The 26508-nt window shown below is 67.6% G+C and carries 24 protein-coding genes; 10 read left to right on the forward strand and 14 right to left on the reverse strand.

Annotated features, from left to right (window positions below; all coding sequences use genetic code 11):
• Nucleotides 1–245: 245 nt before the first annotated feature.
• Nucleotides 246–662 carry a type II toxin-antitoxin system VapC family toxin gene (locus tag QZM15_RS04085; protein ID WP_302105863.1) on the reverse strand — a complete coding sequence of 139 codons (417 nt, stop codon included), beginning with the start codon at nt 660–662 and terminating at the stop codon, nt 246–248.
• Complete coding sequence (locus QZM15_RS04090; RefSeq protein ID WP_302105864.1) at nt 653–907, reverse strand: type II toxin-antitoxin system Phd/YefM family antitoxin; 255 nt, start codon at nt 905–907, stop codon at nt 653–655. The genes QZM15_RS04085 and QZM15_RS04090 overlap by 10 nt, the downstream gene beginning before the upstream one ends.
• A gap of 457 nt (nt 908–1364) precedes the next feature.
• On the opposite strand from QZM15_RS04090, the gene QZM15_RS04095 reads away from it, so the two are divergent.
• From QZM15_RS04095 to QZM15_RS04110, 4 genes are all read left to right on the forward strand, one after another.
• Complete coding sequence (locus QZM15_RS04095) at nt 1365–2255, forward strand: urea transporter (protein ID WP_302105865.1); 891 nt, start codon at nt 1365–1367, stop codon at nt 2253–2255.
• Nucleotides 2233–3006 (forward strand): class II aldolase/adducin family protein, encoded by a 774-nt coding sequence (locus QZM15_RS04100; protein ID WP_302105866.1) that lies wholly within the window; start codon nt 2233–2235, stop codon nt 3004–3006. Before QZM15_RS04095 ends, QZM15_RS04100 begins: the two co-directional genes overlap by 23 nt.
• Nucleotides 3007–3071: 65 nt before the next feature.
• Nucleotides 3072–3260, forward strand: a complete 189-nt coding sequence (locus tag QZM15_RS04105) for a 4-oxalocrotonate tautomerase (RefSeq protein ID WP_011547447.1) — start codon at nt 3072–3074, stop codon at nt 3258–3260.
• Between the two features lie 165 nt (nt 3261–3425).
• The gene (locus QZM15_RS04110; protein ID WP_302105867.1) at nt 3426–8267 is read left to right on the forward strand and encodes an NAD-glutamate dehydrogenase; all 4842 of its coding nucleotides are present in this window, start codon (nt 3426–3428) and stop codon (nt 8265–8267) included.
• 22 nt (nt 8268–8289) lie between these two features.
• Here the strand turns inward: QZM15_RS04110 and QZM15_RS04115 are convergent, their stop codons facing one another.
• The 6 genes from QZM15_RS04115 to QZM15_RS04140 form a co-directional block, all read right to left on the reverse strand.
• Nucleotides 8290–9150 carry a class I SAM-dependent methyltransferase gene (locus QZM15_RS04115; RefSeq protein WP_124657884.1) on the reverse strand — a complete coding sequence of 287 codons (861 nt, stop codon included), beginning with the start codon at nt 9148–9150 and terminating at the stop codon, nt 8290–8292.
• A 7-nt stretch (nt 9151–9157) separates the two neighbouring features.
• On the reverse strand, nt 9158–9508 hold the full coding sequence (locus QZM15_RS04120) for a glyoxalase/bleomycin resistance/extradiol dioxygenase family protein (RefSeq protein ID WP_124657885.1): 351 nt from the start codon (nt 9506–9508) through the stop codon (nt 9158–9160).
• A 1-nt stretch (nt 9509) separates the two neighbouring features.
• Nucleotides 9510–9686 (reverse strand): ribbon-helix-helix domain-containing protein, encoded by a 177-nt coding sequence (locus QZM15_RS04125; RefSeq protein WP_124657886.1) that lies wholly within the window; start codon nt 9684–9686, stop codon nt 9510–9512.
• A gap of 100 nt (nt 9687–9786) precedes the next feature.
• Nucleotides 9787–10617 (reverse strand): arylamine N-acetyltransferase, encoded by an 831-nt coding sequence (locus QZM15_RS04130; protein WP_302105868.1) that lies wholly within the window; start codon nt 10615–10617, stop codon nt 9787–9789.
• 126 nt (nt 10618–10743) lie between these two features.
• Nucleotides 10744–11430: a hypothetical protein gene (locus QZM15_RS04135; protein ID WP_059639661.1), complete on the reverse strand. Its 687-nt coding sequence runs from the start codon at nt 11428–11430 to the stop codon at nt 10744–10746.
• 327 nt (nt 11431–11757) lie between these two features.
• Nucleotides 11758–13242: an amidase gene (locus tag QZM15_RS04140; RefSeq protein WP_302105869.1), complete on the reverse strand. Its 1485-nt coding sequence runs from the start codon at nt 13240–13242 to the stop codon at nt 11758–11760.
• Between the two features lie 360 nt (nt 13243–13602).
• Between QZM15_RS04140 and QZM15_RS04145 the strand changes: the two genes are divergently transcribed.
• The 3 genes from QZM15_RS04145 (at nt 13603) to QZM15_RS04155 (ending at nt 15387) form a co-directional block, all read left to right on the forward strand.
• Complete coding sequence (locus QZM15_RS04145; RefSeq protein WP_060968762.1) at nt 13603–14037, forward strand: universal stress protein; 435 nt, start codon at nt 13603–13605, stop codon at nt 14035–14037.
• Between the two features lie 476 nt (nt 14038–14513).
• The gene (locus QZM15_RS04150; RefSeq protein WP_302105870.1) at nt 14514–14762 is read left to right on the forward strand and encodes an adhesin; all 249 of its coding nucleotides are present in this window, start codon (nt 14514–14516) and stop codon (nt 14760–14762) included.
• A 151-nt stretch (nt 14763–14913) separates the two neighbouring features.
• Nucleotides 14914–15387 carry a nuclear transport factor 2 family protein gene (locus tag QZM15_RS04155; protein WP_059584899.1) on the forward strand — a complete coding sequence of 158 codons (474 nt, stop codon included), beginning with the start codon at nt 14914–14916 and terminating at the stop codon, nt 15385–15387.
• A gap of 24 nt (nt 15388–15411) precedes the next feature.
• On the opposite strand, the gene QZM15_RS04160 is transcribed toward QZM15_RS04155, so the two are convergent.
• Entirely contained in the window at nt 15412–16197 is a 786-nt protein-coding gene (locus tag QZM15_RS04160; RefSeq protein ID WP_260427699.1) for a BPL-N domain-containing protein, read from the reverse strand.
• Between the two features lie 372 nt (nt 16198–16569).
• Between QZM15_RS04160 and acnB the strand changes: the two genes are divergently transcribed.
• The gene (gene acnB / locus QZM15_RS04165; protein ID WP_124657890.1) at nt 16570–19155 is read left to right on the forward strand and encodes a bifunctional aconitate hydratase 2/2-methylisocitrate dehydratase; all 2586 of its coding nucleotides are present in this window, start codon (nt 16570–16572) and stop codon (nt 19153–19155) included.
• Between the two features lie 146 nt (nt 19156–19301).
• Here the strand turns inward: acnB and QZM15_RS04170 are convergent, their stop codons facing one another.
• Nucleotides 19302–19703 (reverse strand): PPC domain-containing DNA-binding protein, encoded by a 402-nt coding sequence (locus tag QZM15_RS04170; RefSeq protein WP_302105871.1) that lies wholly within the window; start codon nt 19701–19703, stop codon nt 19302–19304.
• 316 nt (nt 19704–20019) lie between these two features.
• Between QZM15_RS04170 and QZM15_RS04175 the strand changes: the two genes are divergently transcribed.
• Both QZM15_RS04175 and QZM15_RS04180 read left to right on the forward strand, forming a co-directional pair.
• Nucleotides 20020–20922 (forward strand): hypothetical protein, encoded by a 903-nt coding sequence (locus QZM15_RS04175; RefSeq protein WP_302105872.1) that lies wholly within the window; start codon nt 20020–20022, stop codon nt 20920–20922.
• 169 nt (nt 20923–21091) lie between these two features.
• On the forward strand, nt 21092–22018 hold the full coding sequence (locus tag QZM15_RS04180) for an ADP-ribosylglycohydrolase family protein (RefSeq protein WP_302105873.1): 927 nt from the start codon (nt 21092–21094) through the stop codon (nt 22016–22018).
• 122 nt (nt 22019–22140) lie between these two features.
• Here the strand turns inward: QZM15_RS04180 and QZM15_RS04185 are convergent, their stop codons facing one another.
• The 4 genes from QZM15_RS04185 to QZM15_RS04200 form a co-directional block, all read right to left on the reverse strand.
• Entirely contained in the window at nt 22141–22689 is a 549-nt protein-coding gene (locus QZM15_RS04185; protein ID WP_302105874.1) for a GNAT family N-acetyltransferase, read from the reverse strand.
• Nucleotides 22690–22858: 169 nt separating this feature from the next.
• Nucleotides 22859–24259 (reverse strand): MFS transporter, encoded by a 1401-nt coding sequence (locus QZM15_RS04190; RefSeq protein WP_059639668.1) that lies wholly within the window; start codon nt 24257–24259, stop codon nt 22859–22861.
• Between the two features lie 38 nt (nt 24260–24297).
• The gene (locus tag QZM15_RS04195) at nt 24298–25542 is read right to left on the reverse strand and encodes an NAD(P)/FAD-dependent oxidoreductase (RefSeq protein ID WP_302105875.1); all 1245 of its coding nucleotides are present in this window, start codon (nt 25540–25542) and stop codon (nt 24298–24300) included.
• On the reverse strand, nt 25539–26501 hold the full coding sequence (locus QZM15_RS04200) for a VOC family protein (RefSeq protein WP_060968756.1): 963 nt from the start codon (nt 26499–26501) through the stop codon (nt 25539–25541). Before QZM15_RS04200 ends, QZM15_RS04195 begins: the two co-directional genes overlap by 4 nt.
• Nucleotides 26502–26508 lie beyond the last annotated feature (7 nt).

Here is a 26508-nt window from a genome sequence, read left to right on the forward strand (position 1 = left end):
CTGCCGCCTCCTTGTTACCGCACATCGAGGCATCGTCACACAAATCCCGGCTGTCGAGAATGCCGCCGTCGACGAGTCCAGCGCGCGTCATTCGTGTTCGGCGGCTATTGCCAGCCCCTCGAACGCCGATCGGATAGCTTCCACGACTCGAGCCGCTCCGCGCTCATCCTCGAACGGCGAACTCGGTCCACCCGGTGGCTGGCGCACCGTCCAAGGTTAAGTCCAGATTCACGCTCGCCACTCGTTCACGTTGAAGCATGTGGCACGCGCACGGTTAGCCCTGGCAAATCAGCGAAATCCGCGACGTTCAGCGTCATCAGCGCATAGCCGTGCTCAATCGCCTGCGCTGCAATCCACAGATCGTTGTAGCGCGGCCGCGGCGAGCGGCCCGCCTGCTTGACAGCAGCAGCCAGCACCCCGAAAGCGGCCGCAGTGTGGCGCGTGACTTCAAGCACAGGTCGGCGCTCAAGTTGGCGCAAATGGGCGGCGCGCCGCGCGCGTTCGGCAGCGTCCGCGCAAGCCTGCACGCCGAATGCCAGTTCGCCCAACGAAATCGTCGAGATGAACACAGGCGCATCGCCCGCCGTGTCGATCACGGCACGCGATTCGATCGTGCCGCCGGCCAGCCCCACCCACACGCAACTGTCGATGATCATGCCCACGGATCACGAACTCCGTCTTCGAAGCCGCTGCGACTATCTCGCAGCCAACGGGCTGCGTCCTCGGCGTCGAAACTTGCAGACAGGCCTTCGAGCGCTTGTGCGGCGTCCATAACGGGCTCGGCCGGGACCAGCCGCGCGATCACGGTCTGGTTGCGTTCGACCACGATCGTCTCACGGCGTTGGGCGACCTGATCGAGGATCTGGCGAGTATGGCGGGCCAGTTCAGTTGCGGTAATGGTGACCATGGCGTCTCCGGGACGAGCAATACGTATTGTACGTATTATACGCATTCAATGCCCGGTGCGAGAACGAATGGCTGAACGTGGTGGGCTTCGTGGGCGAGTCGAGACCAGAGTCCCCTTGCCGCACGGTTCTACAACAGCGCATTCGCCAGAGCAGACCTCGCTATTGAGCTTCGGTCCGCGTCCGGCGAGCGTGGTCGAACCGCAACCATATCGCCTTGAGATCACAGCCTGGTCGGGCTCTCGGAGCGATACGCGATTTCGTCCAACGTTGGGTCGTCGTGGTCAACATGACCGGGGCGCCGAGCCGCTCGGCAAAGTCGACTACACCCGCGCCGAATACACACCGACCATGCCCCACATCAGGGCATTCGCCACAAATCCTGACTATCCAGAATTCCCTATTCCGGTGCATCGAAACGTGCCCTATGCTCGCGGCTTGTCCTGCTCCGCCGCCATCATGCCTACCGCCCGTCCCGCCTCGCCGTCGATCGACCTGCGCATTCTGCTGCGCGGCATTGGGCAAATCGTGCTGCAGGCGAACGCGCTCACCGGTACGCTGCTGCTCGCCGCGCTGGCGCTGACCGACCTGTGGCTCGCATGCGCGGCGCTGGTCGGCTCGGCTGCCGCCAGCATGGCGGCCGTGCTGACGGGCGCCGAGCGCCGCGACGTCGAACAGGGGCTGCACGGCTTCAACGGCGCGCTGGCCGCGCTGATCGCCGTCCTGTTCGCGCCCGGTCAACTCGCCGCCGTCGCGCTGGTGCCCCTGGTCGCGATCGGCGCGGCGCTCGTGCAACGCGCGATGCGGGCGCCGCTCGCCCGCTGGCGCCAGTGCCCGTATTCGAGCCCGTGCCTGGCCGTCACCGCGCTGTGGCTGCCGTTTGTCGCGTCGCAGCATGCGGACGGCGCGAGCGCCGATCCCGTGCCGACGCTCGCTTCCGCAACCGACGCGCTGCTGTCGGGCGTCGCTCAGACCACCTTCGCGCAAGGCGCATGGGCCGGCGCGCTGGTCGTCGCCGCTCTGGCCGTCGCGTCGCGCCGCGCGGCCGCGTTCGCGCTCGGCGGTGCGATCGCGTCGACCGTGCTGCTCATCGCGCTCGGCGCGAGCGACGCCTCGCTCGCCGATGGCCTGCTCGGCTTCAATGGCGCGCTCGCCGCGCTCGCGCTGATGTCGCGCGGGCCGCGTGCGGCGCTCGCGGCCGCCGCCCTCGCCGCGCTGATCCAGTGGCTCGCGATGCGCGCAGGCATTACCGTGTTCACGGCGCCGTTCGCGCTCGCGTCATGGGTGACCGTAGCCGTCGCGCGCCGCCTCACCCTCGGAGAACCCGATGTCATTCGCACACCGTCCTGATGCCGTGAAGCCCGGCGGCCCGATCTCGGACGCCGAACGCAAGCTGCGCGTCGACCTCGCCGCCGCGTACCGGCTCGTCGCGCTGAACGGCTGGGACGATCTGATCTACACGCATCTGTCCGCAACCGTGCCGAGCGAGCCGGGCCACTTCCTGATCAACCCGTTCGGCCTGACCTTCGACGAGGTCCGCGCATCGAACCTCGTGAAGATCGATCTGGCCGGCAACCGGATCGGCGACGGCGAGCACGCGGTCAACGTGACCGGCTTCGCGCTGCATGCGGCCGTGCACGCCGCGCGCGCGGACGCCGTCTGCGTGATGCACCTGCACAATACGGCCGGCGTTGCCGTGTCGATCCAGCGCGACGGGCTGTTGCCGGCGTCGCAGCACGCGCTGCGCTTTCATGGCGATCTCGCGTACCACGACTACGAGGCGCTCGCGTTCTCGCCGGCCGAAGGCGCGCGGCTGACCGCGAGCCTCGGCGCGAAATCCGCGATGCTGCTGCGCAATCACGGCACGCTGACGGTCGGCCGGACCGTCGCCGAAGCGTACGTGCTGATGGATACGCTGATCAAGGCGTGCGACATCCAGTTGCGCGCGCAAGCAGGCGGCGGGCCCCTCGTGCTGCCGGAACCGGCCATCGCCGAGCGCACCGCCGAACAACTGCGCGACGGCGGCGCGATCGAGGGTGAACTGGAATGGCCGGCGCTGCTGCGCCGGCTCGACCGGATCGATCCGTCGTATCGCGACTGACGCCGCATCCGCACCGTATCGAATCGCTCGTCGTCACTCGTTCAATCCCAACCGGAGCATGTGTCATGCCGACTTTCAATATCCAGCTGTTCGAAGGCCGCACCGTCGAGCAAAAGCGCGCATTCGTCGAAGCAATCACGCGCGTCACGTGCGAGACGCTCGGCTGCGCGCCGGGCTCGGTCGATATCATTCTCACCGACGTGAAGAAGGAGAACTGGGCGACGGCCGGGAAGCTGTGGAGCGATGAGGGTTGAGCGACACGGGCGGCGTCGCTTCGGCGTCGTCTGCCCGGTGCCGCACCCTAACCCTACCCCGCGGCGCCTGCCGTCGTTGTGCGCCCGCACATCGCTTCGTCACGCAATCGGCGCATAATGCGGGGCAGACGCAGCAGCCGATGGCCACCCGACGAGGAGACCGCCATGGAAGCGAAGAACGAGGAAGTCGTCGCACACCTGCTCTCCGATGTCGTCGAATTCGCGCGCGCTCGCCTGCCCGACGCCACGTTCCGGATCGTCGAACCCTTCCTGCGTCATTACTACGATTTCGTCGATGCGGACGATCTGCAGAGCCGCGGCATCGCCGACCTGTACGGCGCCGCGATGGCGCACTGGCAGACCGCCCAGAAATTCGTGCCCGGCAGCGAACGCCTGCGCGTGTACAACCCGATCCTCGAGCAGCACGGCTGGCATTCCGACCACACGGTGATCGAGATCGTCAACGACGACATGCCGTTCCTCGTCGACTCGGTGACGATGGCCATCAACCGTCTCGGGCTCGCGCTGCATTCGGCGCTGCATCCGGTGTTCCGCATCTGGCGCGGCGCCGGCGGCGGTATCGAGCGGGTCGACGCGGGCGGCGCGACGTCCGGCGACGGCCAGTCGCAACTCGCGTCGTTCATCCATTTCGAAGTCGACCGCTGCGGCGACGCCGCGTTGCTCGACACGCTGCGCGAGGACATCGCGCGCGTGCTCGGCGACGTGCGCGCGTCGGTGGAAGACTGGCCGAAGATCGTCGACATCGCCCGCGCGACGATCAAGGAGATGAAGGCGCGCGAATCGACCGCGGAGGACATCGAGGCACGCGCGTTCCTCGAATGGATGGCCGCCGATCACTTCACGTTCCTCGGCCAGCGCGACTACGCGCTCGTATCGGACGGCACGGGTTTCGGCCTGCGCGGCATCGAGGGCTCGGGCTTCGGCATCCTGCGCGAATCGTTGCGCACGTCCGGCGCGCCCGACGTGACGCCGCTGCCGCCGGCCGCCGCCGAGATCATCACCGGCCCCTGGCCGATCTTCCTGACCAAGGCGAATTCGCGCGCGACCGTGCACCGGCCCGGCTACCTCGACTACGTCGGCGTGAAGCTCGTCGGTGCGGACGGCAAGGTCACCGGCGAGCGCCGCTTCATCGGCCTCTACACGTCGACCGCCTATTTCGGTTCGTTCACCGAGATCCCGATCGTGCGCCGCAAGTGCGCGAACATCGTGCGACGTGCGGGCTTCCTGCCGAAGGGGCATCTCGGCAAATCGCTCGTGACGGTGCTCGAAACCTATCCGCGCGACGAACTGTTCCAGGCCGACGAAGACCGGCTCTACGACATCGCGCTCGGCATCCTGCGCCTGCAGGAACACCAGCGCACGCGGCTGTTCGTGCGCCGCGACCGCTTCGACCGCTTCGTGTCGTGTCTCGTGTTCGTGCCGCGCGACAAGTACAACACCGATCTGCGCCGCCGCATCGCGAAGCTGCTGGTCGATGCGTACAACGGTGTGAACGTCGAGTTCACGCCGCTGCTGTCGGAATCGGCGCTCGCGCGCATTCATTTCGTCGTGCATGCGGAACCGGGCACGATGCCCGACGTCGACACGCGCGAGCTCGAAACGCGGCTCGTGCAGGTCACGCGCCGGTGGCAGGACGATCTCGCCGACGCGCTGCTCGACACATTCGGCGAAGAGCAAGGCAACCGCCTGCTGCAGCGCTATGCCGATTCGTTCCCCGCCGGCTATCGCGACGACTACCCGGCGCGCACGGCCGTGCGCGACATCGAGCTGATCGAGCGCGTGAAGGACTCGGGCCAGCTCGCGATGAACCTGTACCGCCCGATCGAGGCCGAGCCGCGCGCGTTCCGCTTCAAGGTGTATCGCGCGGGCGACCCGATCGCGCTGTCGCGCAGCCTGCCGATGCTCGAACATCTCGGCGTGCGCGTCGACGAGGAGCGGCCGTACCGGATCCAGACGCAGGACGCCGCGCATGCATGGGTACACGATTTCGGCCTCGAGCTCGCCGACGATACCGAGTTCGACATCGAGCGCGTGAAAGGCCTGTTCGAGGACGCGTTCGACCGGATCTGGAGCGGCCGGATCGAAAACGACGACTTCAACCGTCTCGTGCTGGGCGCGCACCTGAGCGCACGCGAAGTGACGATCCTGCGCGCGTATGCGAAATACCTGCGTCAGGTCGGCTCGACCTTCAGCGACGCGTATATCGAACGCGCGCTGACCGGCAATCCGGCGATCGCGCGGCAACTCGTCGAGCTGTTCCTGCTGCGCTTCGACCCGCGCATCGGCGACACGCGCGACGTGCAGGCCGAACGGCTGCTGAAGGCGATCGAAGGCGCGCTCGACCAGGTGCCGAACCTCGACGAGGACCGCATCCTGCGCCAGTTCCTCGGCGTGATCAACGCCACCGAGCGCACGAACTATTTCCTCGCCGACGCGAACGGCGAATCGAAGCCGTACCTGTCGTTCAAGTTCAACCCGGCGAAGGTGCCCGGCCTGCCCGAACCGAAGCCGATGTTCGAGATCTGGGTGTATTCGCCGCGCGTCGAGGGCGTGCACCTGCGCGGCGGACGCGTCGCGCGCGGCGGCCTGCGCTGGTCGGACCGCCGCGAGGATTTCCGCACCGAGGTGCTCGGGCTGATGAAGGCGCAGATGGTGAAGAACGTCGTGATCGTGCCGGTCGGCTCGAAAGGCGGCTTCGTCGTGAAGAACCCGCCGCCGCAGACCGATCGCGAAGCCTGGATGCGCGAAGGCATCGCGTGCTACCAGACGTTCCTGCGCGGGCTGCTCGACCTCACCGACAACCTCGCCGGCAACGCGATCGTGCCGCCGCCCGACGTCGTGCGCCACGACCCCGACGATCCGTACCTGGTCGTCGCCGCCGACAAGGGCACGGCCACCTTCTCCGACTACGCGAACGCGATCTCGCACGAATACGGCTTCTGGCTCGACGATGCGTTCGCGTCCGGCGGCTCGGTCGGCTACGACCACAAGAAGATGGCGATCACCGCGCGCGGCGCGTGGGAATCGGTGAAGCGGCACTTCCGGGAGATGGGCATCGACACGCAGACGACCGACTTCACCGTGGTCGGCGTCGGCGACATGTCGGGCGACGTGTTCGGCAACGGGATGCTGCTGTCGCCGCATATCCGGCTCGTCGCCGCGTTCGATCACCGGCACATCTTCCTCGACCCGAACCCCGACCCGGCGACGAGCTTCGCGGAGCGCCAGCGCATGTTCGCGCTCGAACGCTCGAGCTGGGCCGACTACGACGCGGCCGCGATTTCACCGGGCGGCGGCGTGTATCCGCGCACCGCGAAGACGATCCCGCTGTCGCCGGCGGTACAGGCCGCGCTCGGCATCGACGCGCACGCGCTGCCGCCGACCGAGCTGATCCGCGCGATCCTGCAGGCGCCGGTCGACCTGCTGTACAACGGCGGCATCGGCACCTACGTGAAGGCCGCGCGCGAAACCCACGCGCAGGTCGGCGACCGCGCGAACGACGCGGTGCGCGTGAACGGCGCGGACCTGCGCTGCAAGGTCGTCGGCGAAGGCGGCAATCTCGGCTGCACGCAGTTCGGCCGCATCGAGTTCGCGCAGCGCGGCGGCCGCATCAACACCGATGCGATCGACAACTCGGCCGGCGTCGATTGTTCGGATCACGAAGTCAACATCAAGATCCTGCTCGGGCTCGTCGTGTCCGACGGCGAGATGACCGAGAAGCAGCGCAACGCGCTGCTCGCCGAGATGACCGACGAAGTCGGGCTGCTCGTGCTGCGCGACAACTACTACCAGACGCAGGCGCTGTCGATCGCGGGCCGCTATGCGGTCGAGCTGCTCGACGCCGAGGCGCGCCTGATGCGCTGGCTCGAACGCGCGGGCCGCCTGAACCGCGTGATCGAATTCCTGCCGACCGACGACGAAGTCGCCGAGCGGCAGGCCGCGAAGCTCGGCCTCACGTCGCCGGAGCGCGCGGTGCTGCTCGCGTACAGCAAGATGTGGCTCTACGACGCGCTGCTCGAATCCGACGTGCCCGAGGATCCGCTGGTAGCGGCGATGCTCGTCGACTACTTCCCGAAGCCGCTGCAGCAGCGCTTCAGCGAGCCAATGCGCCGCCATCCGCTGCGCCGCGAGATTCTCGCGACGCACCTGACCAACGCGCTCGTGAATCGCGGCGGCTGCGCATTCGTGCACCGGCTGATGGAGGAAACCGACGCGAAGCCCGGCGACATCGTGCGCGCGTGCATCATGGCGCGCGACGTGTTCGACCTCGATGCGGTGTGGCGCGACATCGACGCGCTCGACAACCGCGTCGCCGACGACGTGCAGGCGCGCATGTTCGTCGACGTCGCGCGGCTGCTGGAGCGCGCGGCGCTGTGGTTCCTGCGTCACCTGCAAGCGGGCGCGGTGGCCGACGGCGGCGTCGCCGAGCTGATCGCGCGTTGCCGCGACGCGGCACAGCGGCTCGCGCCGCAACTGCCGTCGCTGCTGCCGGCGGACGATCTCGATGCGCTGTCCGAGCGGCAGCGCGTGCTCGTGGATGCCGGCGTCGACAGCGCGCTCGCGGTACGCGTCGCGAGCGGCGACATCTCGGCCGCGCTGCTCGACATCGCCGAAGTGGCCGCGACCAGCAACCGCAGTCTCGAACTCGTCGCGGGCGTCTATTTCTCGCTCGGCACGCTGCTCAATTACGGGTGGATCGGCGAACGCGCGGCGACCCTGCCGACACCGACGCACTGGGACATGCTCGCGCGCGCCGCCGCACTCGCGGAAGTCGCGCGGCTCAAGCGCACGCTCGCGACGAGCGCGCTCGCGGAATCGCCGGACTCGACCACGCCGGACACGATCGTCGGTGCGTGGCGCGCGCGCCGCGAGGCCGCGCTCGCGCGTTACGAGCATCTACTCGCGGATCTGCGTGCGTCCGGCGGCGCGAGCCTCGCGGTGCTGCTCGTGGTCGTGCGGGAAATGGCCGTGCTCGAACGCGCGTGACGGGAACGACGGGCGCGACGGGTCAAACCGTCGCGACGAGCAATTCTTCCGCGCGGTTCGGCGGCCGCAGGCCGTCCGTGCGCGCGGCGAAATAACGCCGCGTCAGCTCGGCGGCCGACACGTGTTCCGCCTTTGCGAAGCCGGCCTCCAGGGCGAGCGCCTGGATCTCGTCCGGCATGAAGAAGCTGATGAACGGCGTGCCGCTCGCGTGCGCGCCCTTCGCGGCCATTTCCATCCCCGGGCGCACGTCCGGATCCGCATTGTCCAGCGGCAACAGGAACGTCATCGCGAACGTCGAACCGGGCGCGAGCGATGCGACTTCGCGCAGCGCGGCCGCATTCGCTTCGCGCGTCAGGTACATGCTGACGCCGGTGGACACCACGACCGCCGGTTTGCCCGCATCGAAGCCCGCGCCGACGAGCGCGTCGCGCCACGACTGCTTCGCTTCGAAATCGACCGGCACGAAGCGCAGCCAGTCGGGCACGCCGAAGCCGAGTTCGACGAGGCGCCGCTGCTTCCAGCGCTGCGGCGCCGGCTGGTCGACTTCGAATACGGTCACGCGCGACGCCATGTCCGGCCGGCGCTGCACGAAGCTGTCGAGCCCCGCGCCGAGGATCACGTACTGGCGCACGCCGCGCGCGGCCTGCTCGGCAACGAGATCCTCGATGAAGCGCGCCCGCCCGACGATCGATGCGCGAAACGGCCGCGTGAACTGGGGATCCATGTCGCCGCGCCGCTGCCAGCCCGGTTCCGGCGCGAGCAGTTGCAACCCGATCTCGTCGGCGAGCACATGCGGCGGCGCATCGAGCTCAACGTGCAGCGCGCGCCACAGCGCGACGCGCGCGGCCGTGCTGTCGGGGGCGTCTTCGCGGATAGCGGTCATGTCGGCCTCACTCCGGCTGCTTGCCCGGCGCCTGCAGACGCCACACGCGGCCGTCCGGATCGCGCACGGTCATGTCGCGCGTGCCCCAGTGCGTGTCCTCGAACGGCGTGACGACATCGACGATCGGCTGAGGCTGCACCGCCTGCTCGTCGGGCACCTTGAGCACGACCTGCATGTCGGGCTTTTCGGTCGGCGGCACTTCGGCGATGAACAGGAACGGACCATCGCCGCTGCGCAGCTGGCCCGAGTGGTGATCGGTTTCGAACTCCAGCTTGAAGCCGAGCGCCTGGAAGAACTTCGCCGACTTGCCCCAGTTGTGCGTGGTCAGGTACACGGCTTCGATCCGTTCGGACGACATGTCACTCCTCCTTGTTGGACGGCTCCGCGCCGGGCGGCGGCGCGGCCAGATACGCGCGCAACGCGTCGGCCACCAGCGCGGACAGCGATTGCTCCGTCTCGATGGCGCGATGCTTGACCTGCCGGATCAGGCTGAGCGGCAGGTACACGTTGAATTGCTTCACTTCTTCGTCGGTCATGGGTACTAGTATGCTAGCAATCTAGCAAAAGTCAACGGAGGACGATGGCGGGATGATCGCGGCCCATGTGCCGAGCCGCCGTCGGATGCCCTGCGTCGCGTTACCGCGCAGCGCGCGCCGCAAGCCGCACGAACAGCGCGTCGAGATCGAATCCCGCCGTATCGATGCCGATCGTGTCGCGCAGGCACGCGGCCCAGTCGGCTGCATTGTCGAACGCGATCGTGCGCCCGGCCCCCGCCGCGTCGCGCAGCGTCAGCACGGTATTGAGCAGCGCCGCGCGGCCGTCCGGCAGCACGCGGCACGCGATCAGGTCGTTCACGAAGATCGAATCGGGATACGTCGACGTGAACCAGTTCGCGGCTTCGTAATCGATCCATTCGGCCGGCTTCAGCGAGAAGCGGTAAGTCGTCTGCCAGCCGTCGGGAATTTCGAACTGCATGTCGAATTCGCCGTCGACCGGTGCGTCGATCACGCGGAACGCGCCGTGCGGCGTCAGTTGCCGCTCGCCCGGCACGAAGCGCAGCGGCGCGGTCAGCGTCGCGCTGCCGAAGCCGATGTCCGCGAGCCACACCGCGCCGTCGAGGTCGATGCGCAGCAGCATGTGCGTCTGCGCGGTGACGATCTCGGGCGGCCGCATCCAGCGCACGCGCGCGATCAGCGGCGTCACGCGAAAGCCGATCGTCGTGAGCGCGGTGTAGAACAACTTGTTGAGTTCGAAGCAGTAGCCGCCGCGGCGGCGCTCGATCAACTTGTCGACGATCGCGGGCAGGTCGAGCGCGACGCGCGCGCCGGTCAACGGATTGAGGTTTTCGAATGGAATCGCCTGCGGATGCAGCAGGTGCAGGCGGCGCAGCACGTCGAGCGTCGGCTCGGCCGGGCCGTCGTAGCCGATGCGGGAGAAATAGCGCGAGAGGTCGAACGAGTCAGTCATGAACCGGCACCGATAAAAGGAACACGCCACGATAGCATCGCGCGAAATCCCCGTGGTGTGCGGGACTATCGTTCGTGGCCGGCGCGCGCGATGCCGGTCGCGCATCGCACGCGTACCCGCACTACGTTACGGCAGCAGCTTCAGCGCGGACGACGCAACCGACGGCACCGAAATGCCCTGGCTCGTCGCGAACTGCACGGCCTGGCTGAGCGTCGCCGCGAGCGATTGCAACTGGCTCGGCGCGCTTTGCGCGATATACGACGCGGCCTGCATGTTCTGCGGATTCAGGCCCGATTGCAGCAGCGACGCGGCGCTCGTCGAGCCGAGATTGCCGAGCCCCGACTGCAGTTGCGAATACTGCGTGAGCCCCTGCCCGAGCGATGCAAGCCCGTTGCTGAACGCCTGCTTGTCGATCGGGCCGTGCGTGGCGCCGCCGCTCGCGAACGCCTGGCCGAGCGCCTGAGACACCGATTGCTGCGCACCGCCCATCTGCGACAGCACGGCCGGCGACAGCGCGTCGCCGCCGGACAACTGGCTCGCGGCCTGCTGCGCCTGTCCGGCCGCCCCCGTCAGCCCCATCGCCGACGCGAGCGACGACTGGCCGTTCAGCACCTGCTGGTTCGCGCCGACATAGGCCTGCAGCAACTGCGCGACACCGCCCTGCGCGGGCGCGGCCTGCTGCTGCCCGCCGCCGAGCAGCGACGCGCCGATCGACTGCAGGTCGAGCTGCGCGTGGGCGGCGCCGCTCACCAGGATGCCGAATGCGATGCCTGCCGAGGCCAGATGCCGGCCTGTCGCGCGAATGTGCTTCATGTGTTTCCCTCGTGCCCGAATGATCGAGGCAATATTGTCGAAGCGCGTCGCGCGCCGCCGCAACGACTGAAACACATCGAAACGAAATCACGCCGCGCCGCCGCTTGCAATTCGGCAACCGACGGGCCCCGTCGCGCGGATTCGCGTACGTTTGCCGCGCGATGCCGTGCACGCGTTGCGATTCTTTCTCCGGTTGCATCAATGAATGCCGGCTCCGGCCTGCGCCGGCGCGCTTCACGTCGAACGATGCAAAACGAAACGGGCAGCTCGCCGCCGCCCGTTTCGTCACCCGCCTACCCGGCTACCGGCTGCCTGCCGCCCGCGGTGTCACGCCGCCATCCATGCCGGCACGCGCCGCGCCACCCAGTCGGCCGCCTGCTCGTAGCCGCGCGCAAGCTGCAGCACCGCGAGATCGGCGCGCGGACGCCCGATCAGCTGCATCCCCATCGGCAATCCCGCGTCGTTGAAGCCGACCGGCACGTTGATCACCGGGCAGCCGGCGAGCGTCCACGGCACGACCGTTTCCATCCAGCGGTGGTACGTGTCCATCGCGCGCCCCGCGATCTCCTGCGGCCAGCGCTGTTCGACGTCGAACGGAAATACCTGCGCGGTCGGCGCCGCGATGAAGTCGTAACGATCGAAGAAGCTCAGCACCGCCTGATGCCACGCGGTGCGTTCGACGCTCGCGTCGAATACCGCCGCGCCCTGCATCGCGAGCAGCCCTTCGACCTCGTAGATCGCCTCGGGCTTCAGCAGCGCGCGGCGCGCCGGGTCGCGATAGTGCGCAAGCAGCCCGCCGCCCGACAGCAAGTGCCGGTGCGTGAGCCACAGGCGCCAGATCCGGTCGGGCGCGAACGCCGGCAGCGCGGCATCGACGTCGCAGCCGATCTCGCGCAGCGCCGCCAGCCCGCGCTGGCACTGCGCGAGCACGCCTGCCTCGGTCGCGAGATAGCCGTTCCAGTCGCCCACCCACGCGATGCGCTTGCCGCGCAGATCCGCGTCGAGCGGCTGCGCGAACACGGCCGGATCCTCCGCGAGCGACAGCGGATCGTTGCGGTCGTAGCCGGCCTGGATCGCGAGCAGTTGCGCGACGTCGCCGACGGTGCGGCCCATCGGCCCTTCGATGCCGAGCTGCTGCATGAACACGTCGACGCCCGGCCAGCGCGGCACGCGGCCCTGCGACGGACGGAAGCCGTAGACGTTGCAGAACGCGGCCGGATTGCGCAGCGATCCGCCGAAATCGCTGCCGTCCGCCACCGGCAGCATCCGCGACGCGAGCGCGGCCGCTGTGCCGCCGCTGCTGCCGCCCGCGCTCTTCGTCAGGTCGTACGGGTTGCGCGTCGCGCCGTAGACCTCGTTGAACGTGTGCGAACCGAGGCCAAACTCCGGCGTATTGGTCTTGCCGATGAAGATCGCACCCGCCGCCCGCATTCGCGCGACGCCGACGGAATCGGCCTGCGGCACGTTCTCGCGGAAGATCGGCGAGCCGTAGGTCGTCCGCAGCCCCTTCGTCATCGCCAGATCCTTCGGCGCCTGCGGTATCCCGTGCAGCCAGCCGCGGTACTCGCCGCGCGCCAGCGCCGCATCCTTTTCCGCGGCTTCGGCCAGCAGCGCATCGGGCTCGCGCAGCGCGACGATCGCGTTGACCGCGCCGTTCACACGCTCGATGTGATCGAGATACGCACGCATCGTCTCGACGCACGAAACCGCCTTGCTGCGGATCGCCGCCGCGAGCTCGCCGGCCGACAGGCGCACGATCGGATCGACGGAAATGGAAGCGGGAGCGAGAAACTGCGGGGCGCCGTGCGGCATGCGAGGTCTCCTGGAATCGGAATGGAAGGCTCGACGGCGCTCGCTCCCATGCCCGCCGGGAGACGGTCGCGCCGCGGCCGATGCTCTACTCTACGTGACGCCGGATGCTCGACCTCCGATATTTTCCGTCGCGATTCATTGAGGATTCGACTAAATCCGGGCGCCCGACGCCGCGCTGCCCTGGCCGCCACGGCCGATGAAATCGTTTATGCGCATAAATTTAAATTTCTTATATTTCTAATAGACGCGTCATGTGCCGGCGCCCGTTAACGACATTTTTACGCGGCCGCGCGATCTCTTTAGACGGCCCGGCCTGGCGGCGCGCTACGCTGGAAGCATCCCGTTTCCTGGATATCGCCCATGCTCAAGCTGCTGGTTCCGGTCGGCCATTCGCCGCGCTCGCTTCAGGCGGTTCGCCACGCGACATTCCTGTATCGCGAGCGCTGCGCATCGGAGGTCGTGCTCATCAACGTGCAGGCGCCGCTCGAATCCACGCGGCTCGAGGCCTATCACCCGCTGTCGCGGTTGCGCGCGATCGAAGAAAAATTCGCGGCCGGCGATCTGGCGATGGCAGAGCGGATTCTGAAGGAGGCCGGCGTCAAATACACCGTCGAGGTGAAGGTCGGCCCGGTGGCCGACACGATCGCGGCCGTGGCGGCCGAGACCGGTTGCGACGAGATCGTGGTGGTCGCGCCGCGGCACGATCCGCTGCACGCGCTGATGTCGGTGTTTCGGCGCAGCGTGATGGGCCGGCTGATGCGGATTTCGAATGTGCCGGTGACGGCGGTGCAATGACGGCAACGGCGCGTCACGCGTGCGCCCCGGGCGCACGCTGTCGCGCAGCGTTTATTTGATGGCCTTGCGCCAGAACACGAAATAGGCTGCCGCCGAAGAAGCCAGCAGCAGGATGGCCCACATCGGGGCAAGACTGATCAGGACGGAAGAGACGTTCAACATTTGGATTCCTCACTATTTCGACAGCGATATTCAACATTTGCCTGCTTGCCGGACCCGATGGGTCGACCCCGCATCGCGTTCCGTCAAATCATGCATTCATGCTATCGCTTTGAACGGCCGCGCGACCGCCGTCGCCCGCCCGCCCCCTGACATTCGTCAAACTCGCGCGCATTGCCCGCCTCTCCAGCAACGGCGGAAAAACAGGACGGGATCGCCCTGCCCCGCCACCGCTTTCAGCAGACGTTTACCGGGGGAAGCCCCAAGTGCTTCGTCGGACGTGTCCGCGTTACGCTTGAGCGACGAGGAGACGAACCATGAGACGAGCCGTACATATCGCCGTTTTCGCGCTGCTGGCCTATCTCATCGGCGATCGCGCGATCCTGCACGCGCAGGGCCGCGACGCCAGCCCGCTCGCATGCCAGCAAGGCGCCGCGCAAGTGAAGGCCGATGCGCTCGGCCGCGGCTTCGGCGAAGCCGCCGCCGGCAGCCAGAGCGAGGCCTTCATGTCGGGCTGCCTGGTGACGGGACGCAGCAGCCAGGACGTTGCGATGGCGGCCCGCTGACGCGTATCATCCGGCGGCAAACCAGCCGCGCCCGAGCCGGCCGCGCCCGACATGGCTCGCGCGGGTGTCGGCTCGCGCTGCCCGCCGCCGCTTTTCCGTTCGACGTTTCGCCGAACGTCACCACCCGCCTCCCTGCGCACTCATACCCGACATGACCGATCCGAACACCGCGTTGATCCAGCGCTTCTACACGGCCTTTCAGCAGCGCGACATCGATGCGATGCTCGCGTGCTATGCCGACGACATCGTGTTCAGCGATCCCGCGTTCGGCGAACTGCGCGGCGAACTCGCGCGCGACATGTGGCGGATGCTGGTCGCGCGGGCGCAGGAATTCTCGCTGACGTTCGGCGAAGTCGCCGCGGACGGCCAGGCCGGGCGCGCGCAGTGGAGCGCGCATTACCGGTTCGCCGCGACCGGCCGAATGGTGGTCAACCGGATCGATGCGCGCTTCCGGTTTCGCGACGGACGCATCGTCGAGCATCGCGACCATTTCGACCTGTGGCGCTGGGCGCGTCAGGCGCTCGGGATGAAAGGCGCGCTGCTCGGCTGGACGCCTTTCATGCAGCGCGCGATCCGCGCGCAGGCGCGGAAGAATCTCGACGCGTATCGCGCCAAACGGCGATAAACCGCGCGCGCCGCGGCTCCTCCGCTAAGGCTTCATCGTCGCGTTGATCAGGTCGTAGGCCATGTCCGGCACCACGCCGTCCGGGTTCGCGAGACCATTCTGGCGATACCAGCTTTCATCGGCCTCCGGATGCGGACCGGCAAGGCCGACGCGCCCTTTGCCGTAGCGGTACGTGGCAGCCGCGATGTCCTTGTTCGGGTAGATCGCCAGCACGGTCCCGCCGGAGCCGATCGGCGCGACCGGGAGCCTCGCGCCGTCCTGAAAGTAGATCCAGCGCTTTTTCCCGCGCCAGACGACCGGCGTCACCGTGTCGGCGATGCCGTGAAGCGTCGAACCCGGCCGGCCGACCTCGGCGTCGATATCGCCGGCAACCAGCCCGAAACCCTGCGCGCCGGCCAGGTAGGCGCCCATGCACAGTCCGAGATATCGGCCGCCGTTCGCTACGTATCGCCGCACGGCCCGCATTTCGTTTCGGCCGATGCTGGCTGCCGCGCCGGGAATGTCCTGCCCGCCGCCGGGCTGCACGTAGAGCGCCGCACCGGCCAGCGCCGCGGGCGTGATCTTGAGCTTTTCCGCCGGCCCCACGTAGATCACCCGGAACCGGTGGGCCGATTCCCGCAGGCGTCTGGCGATGGTTTCGGCGCACCCTTCGCACGCGGCAGGACCGCGATAGACCAGCGCGACCGGCCGGCTCGCCGGATCCCGCGTTTCGTCGCCGGGCGCGGCCGCGTGAACGGCCGGCGACGCGACGAGCGCCATCATCAGGAAAATCGCGTCTCTGGAGCGCATGTGGTGGATCGCCGGAGTCAAGGGAATCGCTGCCGCCCGGGGCGAATCGACAGGCGCGCGACGACCCCCGCCTCCCGTTCCGACACTCGATGCAAGCCGCGTGACAGCAAGCGTAGCGGCCCGAACGCGCCCGGTGTGTACCGTTTCCTGCGCGCTTGTGCAGATATGTGCGACACCGGCGGACCTGAACCGACACCCCAGCATCCGCCCGACAAGGCCGGCTGCGCCATACGGCCGCGCCCCGTCTTTCCCCACCCCTAAGTCTTATATAAGACATAAGACATTTGACGTTCCAGACCATTGAGACTAGAATCCCGCTCAAAGCAGTGCCTGGAATAGCCCCGGAGTGCCGGCAAGGCCTTCCCCTCCAACGCAATATCAGCAGGTCTCCCCATGCTTGAAAACTTTCGTGCTCACGTGGCCGCCCGCGCCGCGCTCGGTATTCCTCCCCTGCCGCTGACGGCTCAGCAAACCGCCGAACTGGTCGAATTGCTGACGAACCCGCCCGCCGGCGAAGAGCAGACACTGCTCGACCTGATCACCCATCGCGTGCCGGCCGGCGTCGACGAAGCCGCCCGCGTGAAGGCCGGCTTCCTGGCCGCCGTGGCCAAGGGCGAGACCGCCTGCCCGCTGATCTCGCGGGCGCGCGCGACCGAACTCCTCGGCACGATGCTCGGCGGCTACAACATCCAGCCGCTGATCGAGCTGCTGTCCGACGAAGCCGTCGCCGCGGTCGCCGCCGACGCGCTGAAGAAAACCCTGCTGATGTTCGACCAGTTCCATGACGTGAAGGAACTCGCCGACAAGGGCAACGCGCACGCGAAGGCCGTGCTGCAAAGCTGGGCCGATGCCGAATGGTTCACGAGCCGTCCGGAAGTGCCGCAAAGCCTGACCATCACCGTGTTCAAGGTCACGGGCGAAACCAACACCGACGACCTGTCGCCGGCGCCGGACGCCACCACCCGCCCGGACATCCCGATGCACGCGCTGGCGATGCTGAAAAACGCGCGCCCGGGCATCACGCCGGAAGAAGACGGCAAGCGCGGCCCGGTCAAGTTCATCGAATCGCTGAAGGAAAAGGGTCACCTGGTCGCGTACGTCGGCGACGTGGTCGGCACGGGCTCCTCGCGCAAGTCGGCCACCAACTCGGTGCTGTGGTTCACCGGCGAGGACATCCCGTTCGTGCCGAACAAGCGCTTCGGCGGCGTGTGCCTCGGCGGCAAGATCGCCCCGATCTTCTACAACACGATGGAAGACGCCGGCGCGCTGCCGATCGAGCTCGACGTGTCGCAGATGAACATGGGCGACGTGGTCGAACTGCGCCCGTACGAAGGCAAGGCGCTGAAGGACGGCAAGGTCATCGCCGAATTCCAGGTGAAGTCCGACGTGCTGTTCGACGAAGTGCGCGCCGGCGGCCGCATTCCGCTGATCATCGGCCGCGGCCTGACCGCGAAGGCGCGTGAAGCGCTGGGCCTGCCGCCGTCGACGCTGTTCCGCCTGCCGCACCAGCCGGCCGACAGCGGCAAGGGCTTCTCGCTCGCGCAGAAGATGGTCGGCCGCGCGTGCGGCCTGCCGGAAGGCCAGGGCGTGCGCCCGGGCACGTACTGCGAACCGAAGATGACGTCGGTCGGCTCGCAGGACACCACCGGCCCGATGACCCGCGACGAACTGAAGGACCTCGCGTGCCTCGGCTTCTCGGCCGACCTCGTGATGCAGTCGTTCTGCCACACCGCCGCATACCCGAAGCCGGTCGACGTGAAGACGCACCAGACGCTGCCGAACTTCATCAGCACGCGCGGCGGCATCGCGCTGCGCCCGGGCGACGGCGTGATCCACTCGTGGCTGAACCGCATGCTGCTGCCCGACACCGTCGGCACCGGCGGCGATTCGCACACGCGCTTCCCGATCGGCATCAGCTTCCCGGCGGGCTCGGGCCTCGTCGCATTCGCGGCCGCCACCGGCACGATGCCGCTCGACATGCCGGAATCGGTGCTGGTCCGCTTCAAGGGCAAGATGCAGCCTGGCGTCACGCTGCGTGACCTCGTCAACGCGATTCCGCTGTACGCGATCAAGCAAGGCATGCTGACGGTCGCGAAGCAAGGCAAGAAGAACATCTTCTCGGGCCGCATTCTCGAGATCGAAGGCCTGCCCGACCTCAAGGTCGAGCAAGCGTTCGAGCTGTCGGACGCGTCCGCCGAACGTTCGGCTGCCGGCTGCACGGTGCGCCTGAACAAGGAGCCGATCATCGAATACCTGAACAGCAACATCACGCTGCTCAAGTGGATGATCGCGCAGGGCTACCAGGATCCGCGCAGCCTGCAGCGCCGGATCGCGGCGATGGAACAGTGGCTGGCCGACCCGCAACTGCTCGCGCCGGACGCCGACGCCGAATACGCGGCCGTCATCGAAATCGACCTCGCCGACATCCACGAGCCGATCGTCGCGTGCCCGAACGATCCGGACGACGTGAAGACGCTGTCCGACGTCGCCGGTGCGAAGATCGACGAAGTGTTCATCGGCTCGTGCATGACCAATATCGGTCACTTCCGCGCCGCGTCGAAGCTGCTGGAAGGCAAGCGCGACATTCCGGTCAAGCTGTGGGTCGCGCCGCCGACCAAGATGGACCAGAAGCAATTGACGGAAGAAGGCCACTACGGCGTGTTCGGCACGGCGGGCGCACGCACCGAAATGCCGGGCTGCTCGCTGTGCATGGGTAACCAGGCGCAGGTGCGCGAAGGCGCGACGGTGATGTCGACGTCGACCCGCAACTTCCCGAACCGCCTCGGCAAGAACACGAACGTGTACCTCGGCTCGGCGGAACTGGCGGCGATCTGCTCGCGTCTGGGCAAGATCCCGACCAAGGAAGAGTACATGGCCGACATGGGCGTGCTCACCGCGAACGGCGACAAGATCTATCAGTACATGAACTTCGACCAGATCGAGGACTTCAAGGAAGTCGCCGACACCGTGCAGATCTAAGCGCGCAACCGGGCGGCGGCGGGTGGTCGACGTCGCCGCCCACCGCAAGGCGCCGCGGGCCGAATGGCCGCGGCGCCTTTTTTATGCGGGCGGAACGGACGCAGCGATCGGCGCATCGCGGTGTCGATGCGGCGTTGCCGCCCTGCTCACGAAGGCGCGCTCCGAATCACCAGTTCGTTGAAACCGGTGTCCGCATCGGGCTCGCGCGAAAAACGATGCGCGGGCAGCAGCGCGAGCAGGATCTCGGCCGTCGTGCGCACCACGCAGCCGCTCACAACGTGGCCGCCCGTCACGCGGCCGGCTGCATCCGAGATCGACATATGCAGATGCGCGCCGTCCGGCGACACCGAGCCGGCCAGCGTCAGGATTTCGAGGTCGCCGCGCAGCTCGGCCGGCTGATCGGCGCCGGCGAAACGCAACTGCGCGACGCTCAGGCTGCCGATGCCCTGGATCACGAAGGCCGCGTGCGAATCGTGGCGGCGCAACGCCAGCTCGATCGCGCCGCGCAGATCGTCGCCGGGGGAAAGACGCAGAGGACGAGCTTGCATGGTCGAGAACCTGTGGGTGGACCGTGATATCGACCAAGCGTACGTTCGCCCGGTGAATCCGGCAAGTCATCCGCTCGCGACAATCCCAGCGCGTCGTTGTCTTCACGGCGTCGTTTCATCCGCTACCGTTCGACTTTGGGCCACCTGCGCATACGGGCCCCTGCCGCATGGTTTCGCACCGACCGCAGCGCATCGGTCTTGTTTTTCGTACGGAACGCACATGCGTCCGTCTGAGAACCGACCCTGACGTATGCAAGAATCAGTTCCTCGAGGAAATCCCTGCTATATCGCCCTCTTTCAGCGAACGCCCCGTCGAATGCCCAAATGCCAGAATACGTATGAGCGGTTCCACACCCCGAGCGACGACATTCCCGCGCGGGAAGTCGCGGCGATGAGCGATGAGGAGCGTGCGCGCGCCAAGTCGGCGGCGATCGTGCATGTCCGAAGCTGGCTCGCCATTCTAGTGGTGCCGGTCGTAGTTGGGCCTGCGATCCCGATACTCGCGTATCTGCTGGGTATGCTTGCATACCGCGGAATGGTCGATCCGGCCTTTGATATGGATCGTGCGGTTGGCGAAACAGCCGTCACCGTCATATGGGTCACGGCGCTCTTCATCGCAGCGTGGATCGGCCTGAACTGGTGCGTCGCGACGTACGGTACCCGACAGCGGTACTGGCGCGAAATGCCGTCCAACGGGCATGTCGAATTGGAGCGCCATACGCTAAGTTCGGCAATCGTCGTGTGGTCGGACGACTACGATCCGGAACCCGCCTACGTCGAGGAATGGATCGACGGCAAGCTCAAACCCGGCAGGGCCCGAGTAAGGCAGTGGATCCTGGCCCGAACGTCCGTCGGCCATTGGCTGGTGCTGGATCATCGAATTGCGGCAGACAATTGGTACGGACCGCCAACGCTCCCCTCGGAGACGAAACGATTGATCCCGCGGCGAGAATTGGCAATCGCATTTGCACCACGCACCCATATCCGCATCGGATTGAGATGGAGTGGACCGGCGGCGCCATTGACCGTGACGTCCTGTCTGCTGTCTCACGCCGAATGTGAGCGCCTGGCTGCGGCGGCTCACCACCATGCTTTTTTTCCGCCGGACCAATATGGCGTCGTCGATCCTACCGATGCGGATTGGGTCGGGGAACTCGCCGCCAAGGCACTGGAGCGCGAAGTGCCTGCCGACGTGGCGGCCGGACGAGTATTGACGTAATCGTCGCGGGTCGTTTCAACGACGACTGCGGCCGCCACCGCGCGAAGGCGCCCGGCGAACAGTCCGAAAGGGACACCAATTGGCGGCGACGGCATAATGACGGGGCTCAGTTCGAGGTCTTGTGCACGGTCTTCCGCGACGCAAGCCGCCCCAACCCGAATTCGCCTTGATGACAACGATTCCGAACCGACGATCCCGCCTGCGCGGCGGCCTGCTGGGCCTGCTGATCGGCGACGCGCTCGGCGTGCCGTATGAATTCCACGACGCCGCGTCGATCCCGCCGCCTGCCGCGATCGACATGACCCCGCCGCCGGGCTTCGCTCGCGCGCACGGCGGCGTACCGCCCGGCACCTGGAGCGACGACGGTGCGCAGGCGCTCGCGCTGCTCGACGCACTGCTGCGCGAGCACGACCTGAATCTCGATACGTTCGCCGGCAACCTGCTGGACTGGTTTCATCGCGGCGCATTTACGCCCGACGGCCGCGTATTCGACGTCGGCCTGCAGACGCAACGCGCGTTCCATGCGCTGGTGGCCGGCGCCGCGCCCGCGGAGGCCGGGCCCCGCGAGGAGCGCGACAACGGCAACGGCTCGCTGATGCGCTGCTTCCCCGTCGCGATGGTCGCCGCGTCGCGCGACGACGCGATCCGGCTCGCGTACAAGCAGAGCGTCGTCACGCACGGTCACATGCGTTCGCAGCTTTGCTGCGCGCTCTATTGCCTGACGGCGCTGAGGATCGTCGATGGCCAGCCCGCACCCGATGCGGTGCACGCAGCGGAGAACGAACTGCTCGCGCGCTACGAAGGCACGGCTGACGAAATCGAACTGAAGATCGTGCTCGACGGCCGCTTCGACGCGCCGCAAGGATCGGGTTATGTGGTCGACAGTTTCTGGTCGGCGATCCATTGCCTGCTGTCGACGGGCAGCTATGAGGACTGCGTGAAGCGCGCGATCGCGCTCGGAAACGACACGGATACGACGGCGGCCATCGCCGGCGGCCTCGCCGGCGCGCTGTACGGCGAACAGGCGTTGCCCGACCGATGGGTTGCAACGCTGCGCGGGAAAGACAAGGTCGAGGGCTGGCTCGCGCAGTTGTGAATGCAACCTTACCGGCCGGCCGTCGAATCGCACCTGGCGGCCCGAACCCGATGACCCCGCGTCGTTGCATCGACGCGTGCGCGATCGCTCCTGCCGCGAAGTAATCCGCTGCCGCCACAGCATCAGCGTCGATCGCGCGCCAGCAACCCGTACAGCGCACTGTCCGACACTTCGTCGCCGACGATCCAGCGTTCGCGCAGCAGCCCTTCCCGCACGAAGCCGAGCCGTTCGAGCAGCCGCGCCGACGCGGTATTGCGCGGATCGATATCGGCTTCGAGGCGGTTCAGTCGCAGCGTGGCGAAGGCATGATCGATCACGGCCGTCGCCGCTTCGCACATGTATCCGCCGCCCCAGAACCTGCGCCGCAGGCTGAAGCCGATCTCCGCGCGCCGGCACTGCGCGTTCGCATGGAACAGCGCGCATTCGCCGAGCGCTTCGCCAGTCTCCCGCAGTTCGAGCACGCAGGTCTGGCTCTCCCCGCTCGCGGCGGTCTGCACGTTGCGCGCGATGCGCTCCTCGGCCTGTTCGAGCTGCGTCATCGGCGAGAACGAGAAGTAGCGCATCGCCTCCGCATCGGACCAGATCTCGAAGAAAGCGTGTGCGTCGGCGTCGCGAAGCGGCCGCAGGACGAGGCGGGAGGTATTCAGCGTGACGGGTTCGAACAGGGGCATGGCGACGGTCTGATGAAAATCGGGACCGTGAATTAGAACACGTGAGCCGTGCGGCAACCATGGCGCCCGTTGGCAGCGCTCCACATGGAACGACGGACCGCGGCGAAATAAAAGGGCCCGGGGAACATCTCCCGGGCCCGAGTACCTGGACCGTGACTGCCGGCCACGCTTACGCCTCGAGCGCCTCCAGCACCTTCCCCTTCGTCTCGATCCCGACGAAGTGCACGGTCGCCGCCGCGATCAGCGGCACGATGCCGATCAGGTAGAACGCCGGCGCGAGGTTCCCGCCGATGATCGCGTGCGGCACGATCATCGGCGCCGCGAACGACGCGATCTTCAGCCACGCGCTGCCGAGCCCGCAGCCCGACGCGCGGATGCTCGTCGGATACTGCTCCGGCGTATAGACGTACGCGGTAATGAAGCCCGACGCCATCAGCCCGAGCGACAGCGAGCAGAAAGTCGCGACCACATACACCGACGACGCGTGATAGATGCCCGCGAACGCCAGCGACAGCGCGCACAGCACGAACGACCACACGATCACCGGCTTGCGGCCGAGCTTGTCGACCAGCAGCGCGGAGGCCAGCGACCCGAGCACACCCATCACCGAACCGATCACCGCGAGGTTCAGCGCGAGCTGCAGCGGCGCGTGATAGAAGTTCTTGTAGATCGTCGGCAGCCATGTCGACAGCCCGTACTGGATGAACCCGCAGGTCGCCCACAGCGTCGCCACCGCGAGCGTGCGCTTGCGATACGCGGCGCTGAACAGGTCGCTCATCCTGCGCTTCGGATGCTGACGCACCATCTCGTCGAACGCGGCCGCCTGCGTGGCCGGCGGCAGCTCGCCGCGCACCGATTCCTCGAACGCGCCGACCGCGCGTCCGGCTTCCGCGAGCCGCCCGCGCGACGCGAGCCAGCGCGGCGATTCCGGCACGAGATGCGTGAGCACGAGCGACAGAAGCAGCGGCAGCCCGCCGACGAAGTACATGATCTCCCAGCCGAAGCGCGGCACGAGCCACGCGCCGAGCGCCATCGACACGAGCAGGCCGATCGGGAACACGATCTCGTACAGCAGCACGAAGCGGCCGCGGCCATGCGCGCGCGTGATCTCGTTGATGTACGTCGCGGCGACCGGCAATTCGCCGCCGAGCCCGAGCCCCTGAAGGATCCGCAGCAGCACGAACACCTCGAACGTCGGCGCGAAGCCGCACGCGATGCTCGTGATCCCGATCACCGCCGAACTCCACGCAATCGCCTTCACGCGGCCGTGCTTTTCGGCGAGCGCGGGAAACAGGAATGCGCCGATCAGCTGACCGATCGCGCCGGACGCGATCAGCATGCCGATCTGCGTCGGCGACAGCCCCCACTTGTGAATCAGCAGCGGCAGCGTCGCCGCGATCGTGATCACGTCGAAGCCGTCGAAGAACGTCGCGGTGCCGATCAGCACGCGCGCCCGGATCTGCATCGCGTTGGCCGGCAGCCGCTCGAGCCGCGCGATGATCGCACCGGGCGTGGCGGCGGCAGCTTCCATCGTGGCCCTGCCGGCCACGACGTTGTCGAAAGTGCTCATGCGGGGTATCTCCTGGATCTCTTTCCGGGTTGGGCCGGTCAGGCAAGCGCCTGGGTCGTGTCTGCCAGAGCTTCCGTATCCACCGCCCGGCCCTGGTTCATCCACTTGCGCGCGAGCTTCAACTCACGCGCGTTGTTCACCGCGACGACACCTCTCACATGCCCGTCGCCAACGAAAAACAGCGTCGCACGGCGCGCGGCGAGATCGCCGCGCACGACGAGCTGCGCATCGGCCGGCAGATCGCCGAGGATCTGCAGGTTCACGTCGTACTGATCGGACCAGAACCACGGAATCTCCGCATACGGCGCGCGTACGCCGAGCACGGCCTTCGCCGCCGCGATCGCCTGGTTCTGCGCGTTGGCCCACGATTCGAGCCGCACGCGCCGCTTCAGCCAGCCGTTGTGATGGTTCGCGACGTCGCCGCACGCGAAGATCGCCGGATCGCTGGTCGCGCCGTATTCGTCGACGACGATGCCGTCGTCGATCGCGAGCCCCGCGTCGCTCGCGAGCGACACGTTCAGCGCGAGGCCGATGCCGGCCACCGCGAAATCGGCGTCGATCGTCGTGCCGTCGGCAAGCGTCGCGCGTACCTTCGACGCGTCATCCGGCAGCGGGTCGAGCGACGCGAGCGCCGCGCCCGTCCGCACCTCGACACCGTTCGAACGATGCAGGTCGAGCAGGAAGTCCGACACGATCTGCGGCACCGAACGGCCGCACAGGCGCGGCGCACCTTCGACCACGATCGCATCGACGCCGAGCTTGCGCGCCGTTGCCGCGACTTCGAGGCCGATCCAGCCGCCGCCGATCACGAGCACGCGCCGGCTCGCGCGCAGCTTCTCGCCGAGCGCGGCCGCTTCGTCGAGCGTGCGCAGATAATGCAGGTTCGGCGTGTTGACGAGCGCATCGGGCAAGCGGCGCGACGTGCCGCCGGTCGCGATCACGAGCCGGTCGTATGCGATCTCGCGGCCGCTTTCGGTCTTCACCACGCGGCGCGCGCGATCGATCGACGCCGCGCGTTCCGGCTGCCACGCTTCGACGTTCAGCGCATCGAATTCGTCGGGGCGCACGACGCGCACGGTTTCGATGTCGGCGTCGCCGGCCAGCACGGCCTTCGACAGCGGCGGGCGCTCGTACGGCAAGTGCGGCTCGTCGGCGATCATCACCAGGCGGCCCGCGAAGCCTTCCGCGCGCAGCGTCTTCAGCACCCAGCCTGCGGCCTGGCCGCCGCCGATCACGACGACCGTGCCCGGCGCGGCCGATTCCTGCGAGTTCGTTTCGCTCACGATTTCCGCTCCGTCATGAACTTGCCTTCCGGCGCCTTCGCGTTCTTCTGCCGGCGCGTGTTGCCGTCGAGGCCGCCGTCGACGGCCCATTCGGCGAACACGGTCGGGCCCGGCTCGAATTCGCGCGGCTGCCACTCGGGCGTGAGCACGTCCTCGTCCGCGTAGTACTCGATCAATGCGCCGGCCGGGTTCTGGAAGTACCAGAAGTACGCGGACGACACCGGATGACGCCCCGGGCCGAGCTGCGTTTGCCAGCCGCAGCGGTCGATGTGCATGCCGCCGCCGAACACTTCGTGGATGTCGCGCACGGTGAACGCGACGTGGTTCAGGCCGCGTTTTCCATTCGGCAGCGCGAGCAGGAACAGGTCGTGATGGCCGCCGTGCGGCGCGCAGCGCATGAACGCGCCGCGGCCCGGGTAACGGTCCGACGTCTCGAAGCCGAGCAGTTCGTGATAGAACGTTTCCTGCGCGTCGAGGCAGTTCGTGAAGAACACGACGTGCCCGACCTCGACCGGCTCCGCGCGCGCATAGATCGGGCTCGGCTGGTCGACGCGCAGCGTCTGGCCCCACACGTTCGACGGCGAGCCCGTGATGTCGAGTGCGCGCTTGCGCGTGACTTCGACGCGGATCGCCATCCCGTTCGGATCGATGCAGCCGACCGCATCCTCCTGCGCGTAGTAGCCGGGCTGGCCGGCGAGCTTCGTGCGCAGCGCGTCGAGTTCCTGCCGCGTCGCGACACCCCACGTGACTTCACGCAGCGTCGGGCCGGCTTCGAATGCGGGCGGCAGCGACGGATCGTCGGCCCGCACGACCAGCACGGTGCAACCGTTCAGCGTTTCGAAACGGGCGCGGGTGTCGTCGTGCGCGACTTCCTTCAAGCCCCAGTCGGCGAAAAAGCGCCGGCAGGTGGCGAGGTCGTCGACACCGTACGTGATCTGCTCGATTCCCAAGATGCTCATTGCGTCA

It is taken from the genome of Burkholderia sp. AU44665, assembly GCF_030504405.1.
Classification (GTDB): Bacteria; Pseudomonadota; Gammaproteobacteria; order Burkholderiales; family Burkholderiaceae; genus Burkholderia; species Burkholderia semiarida.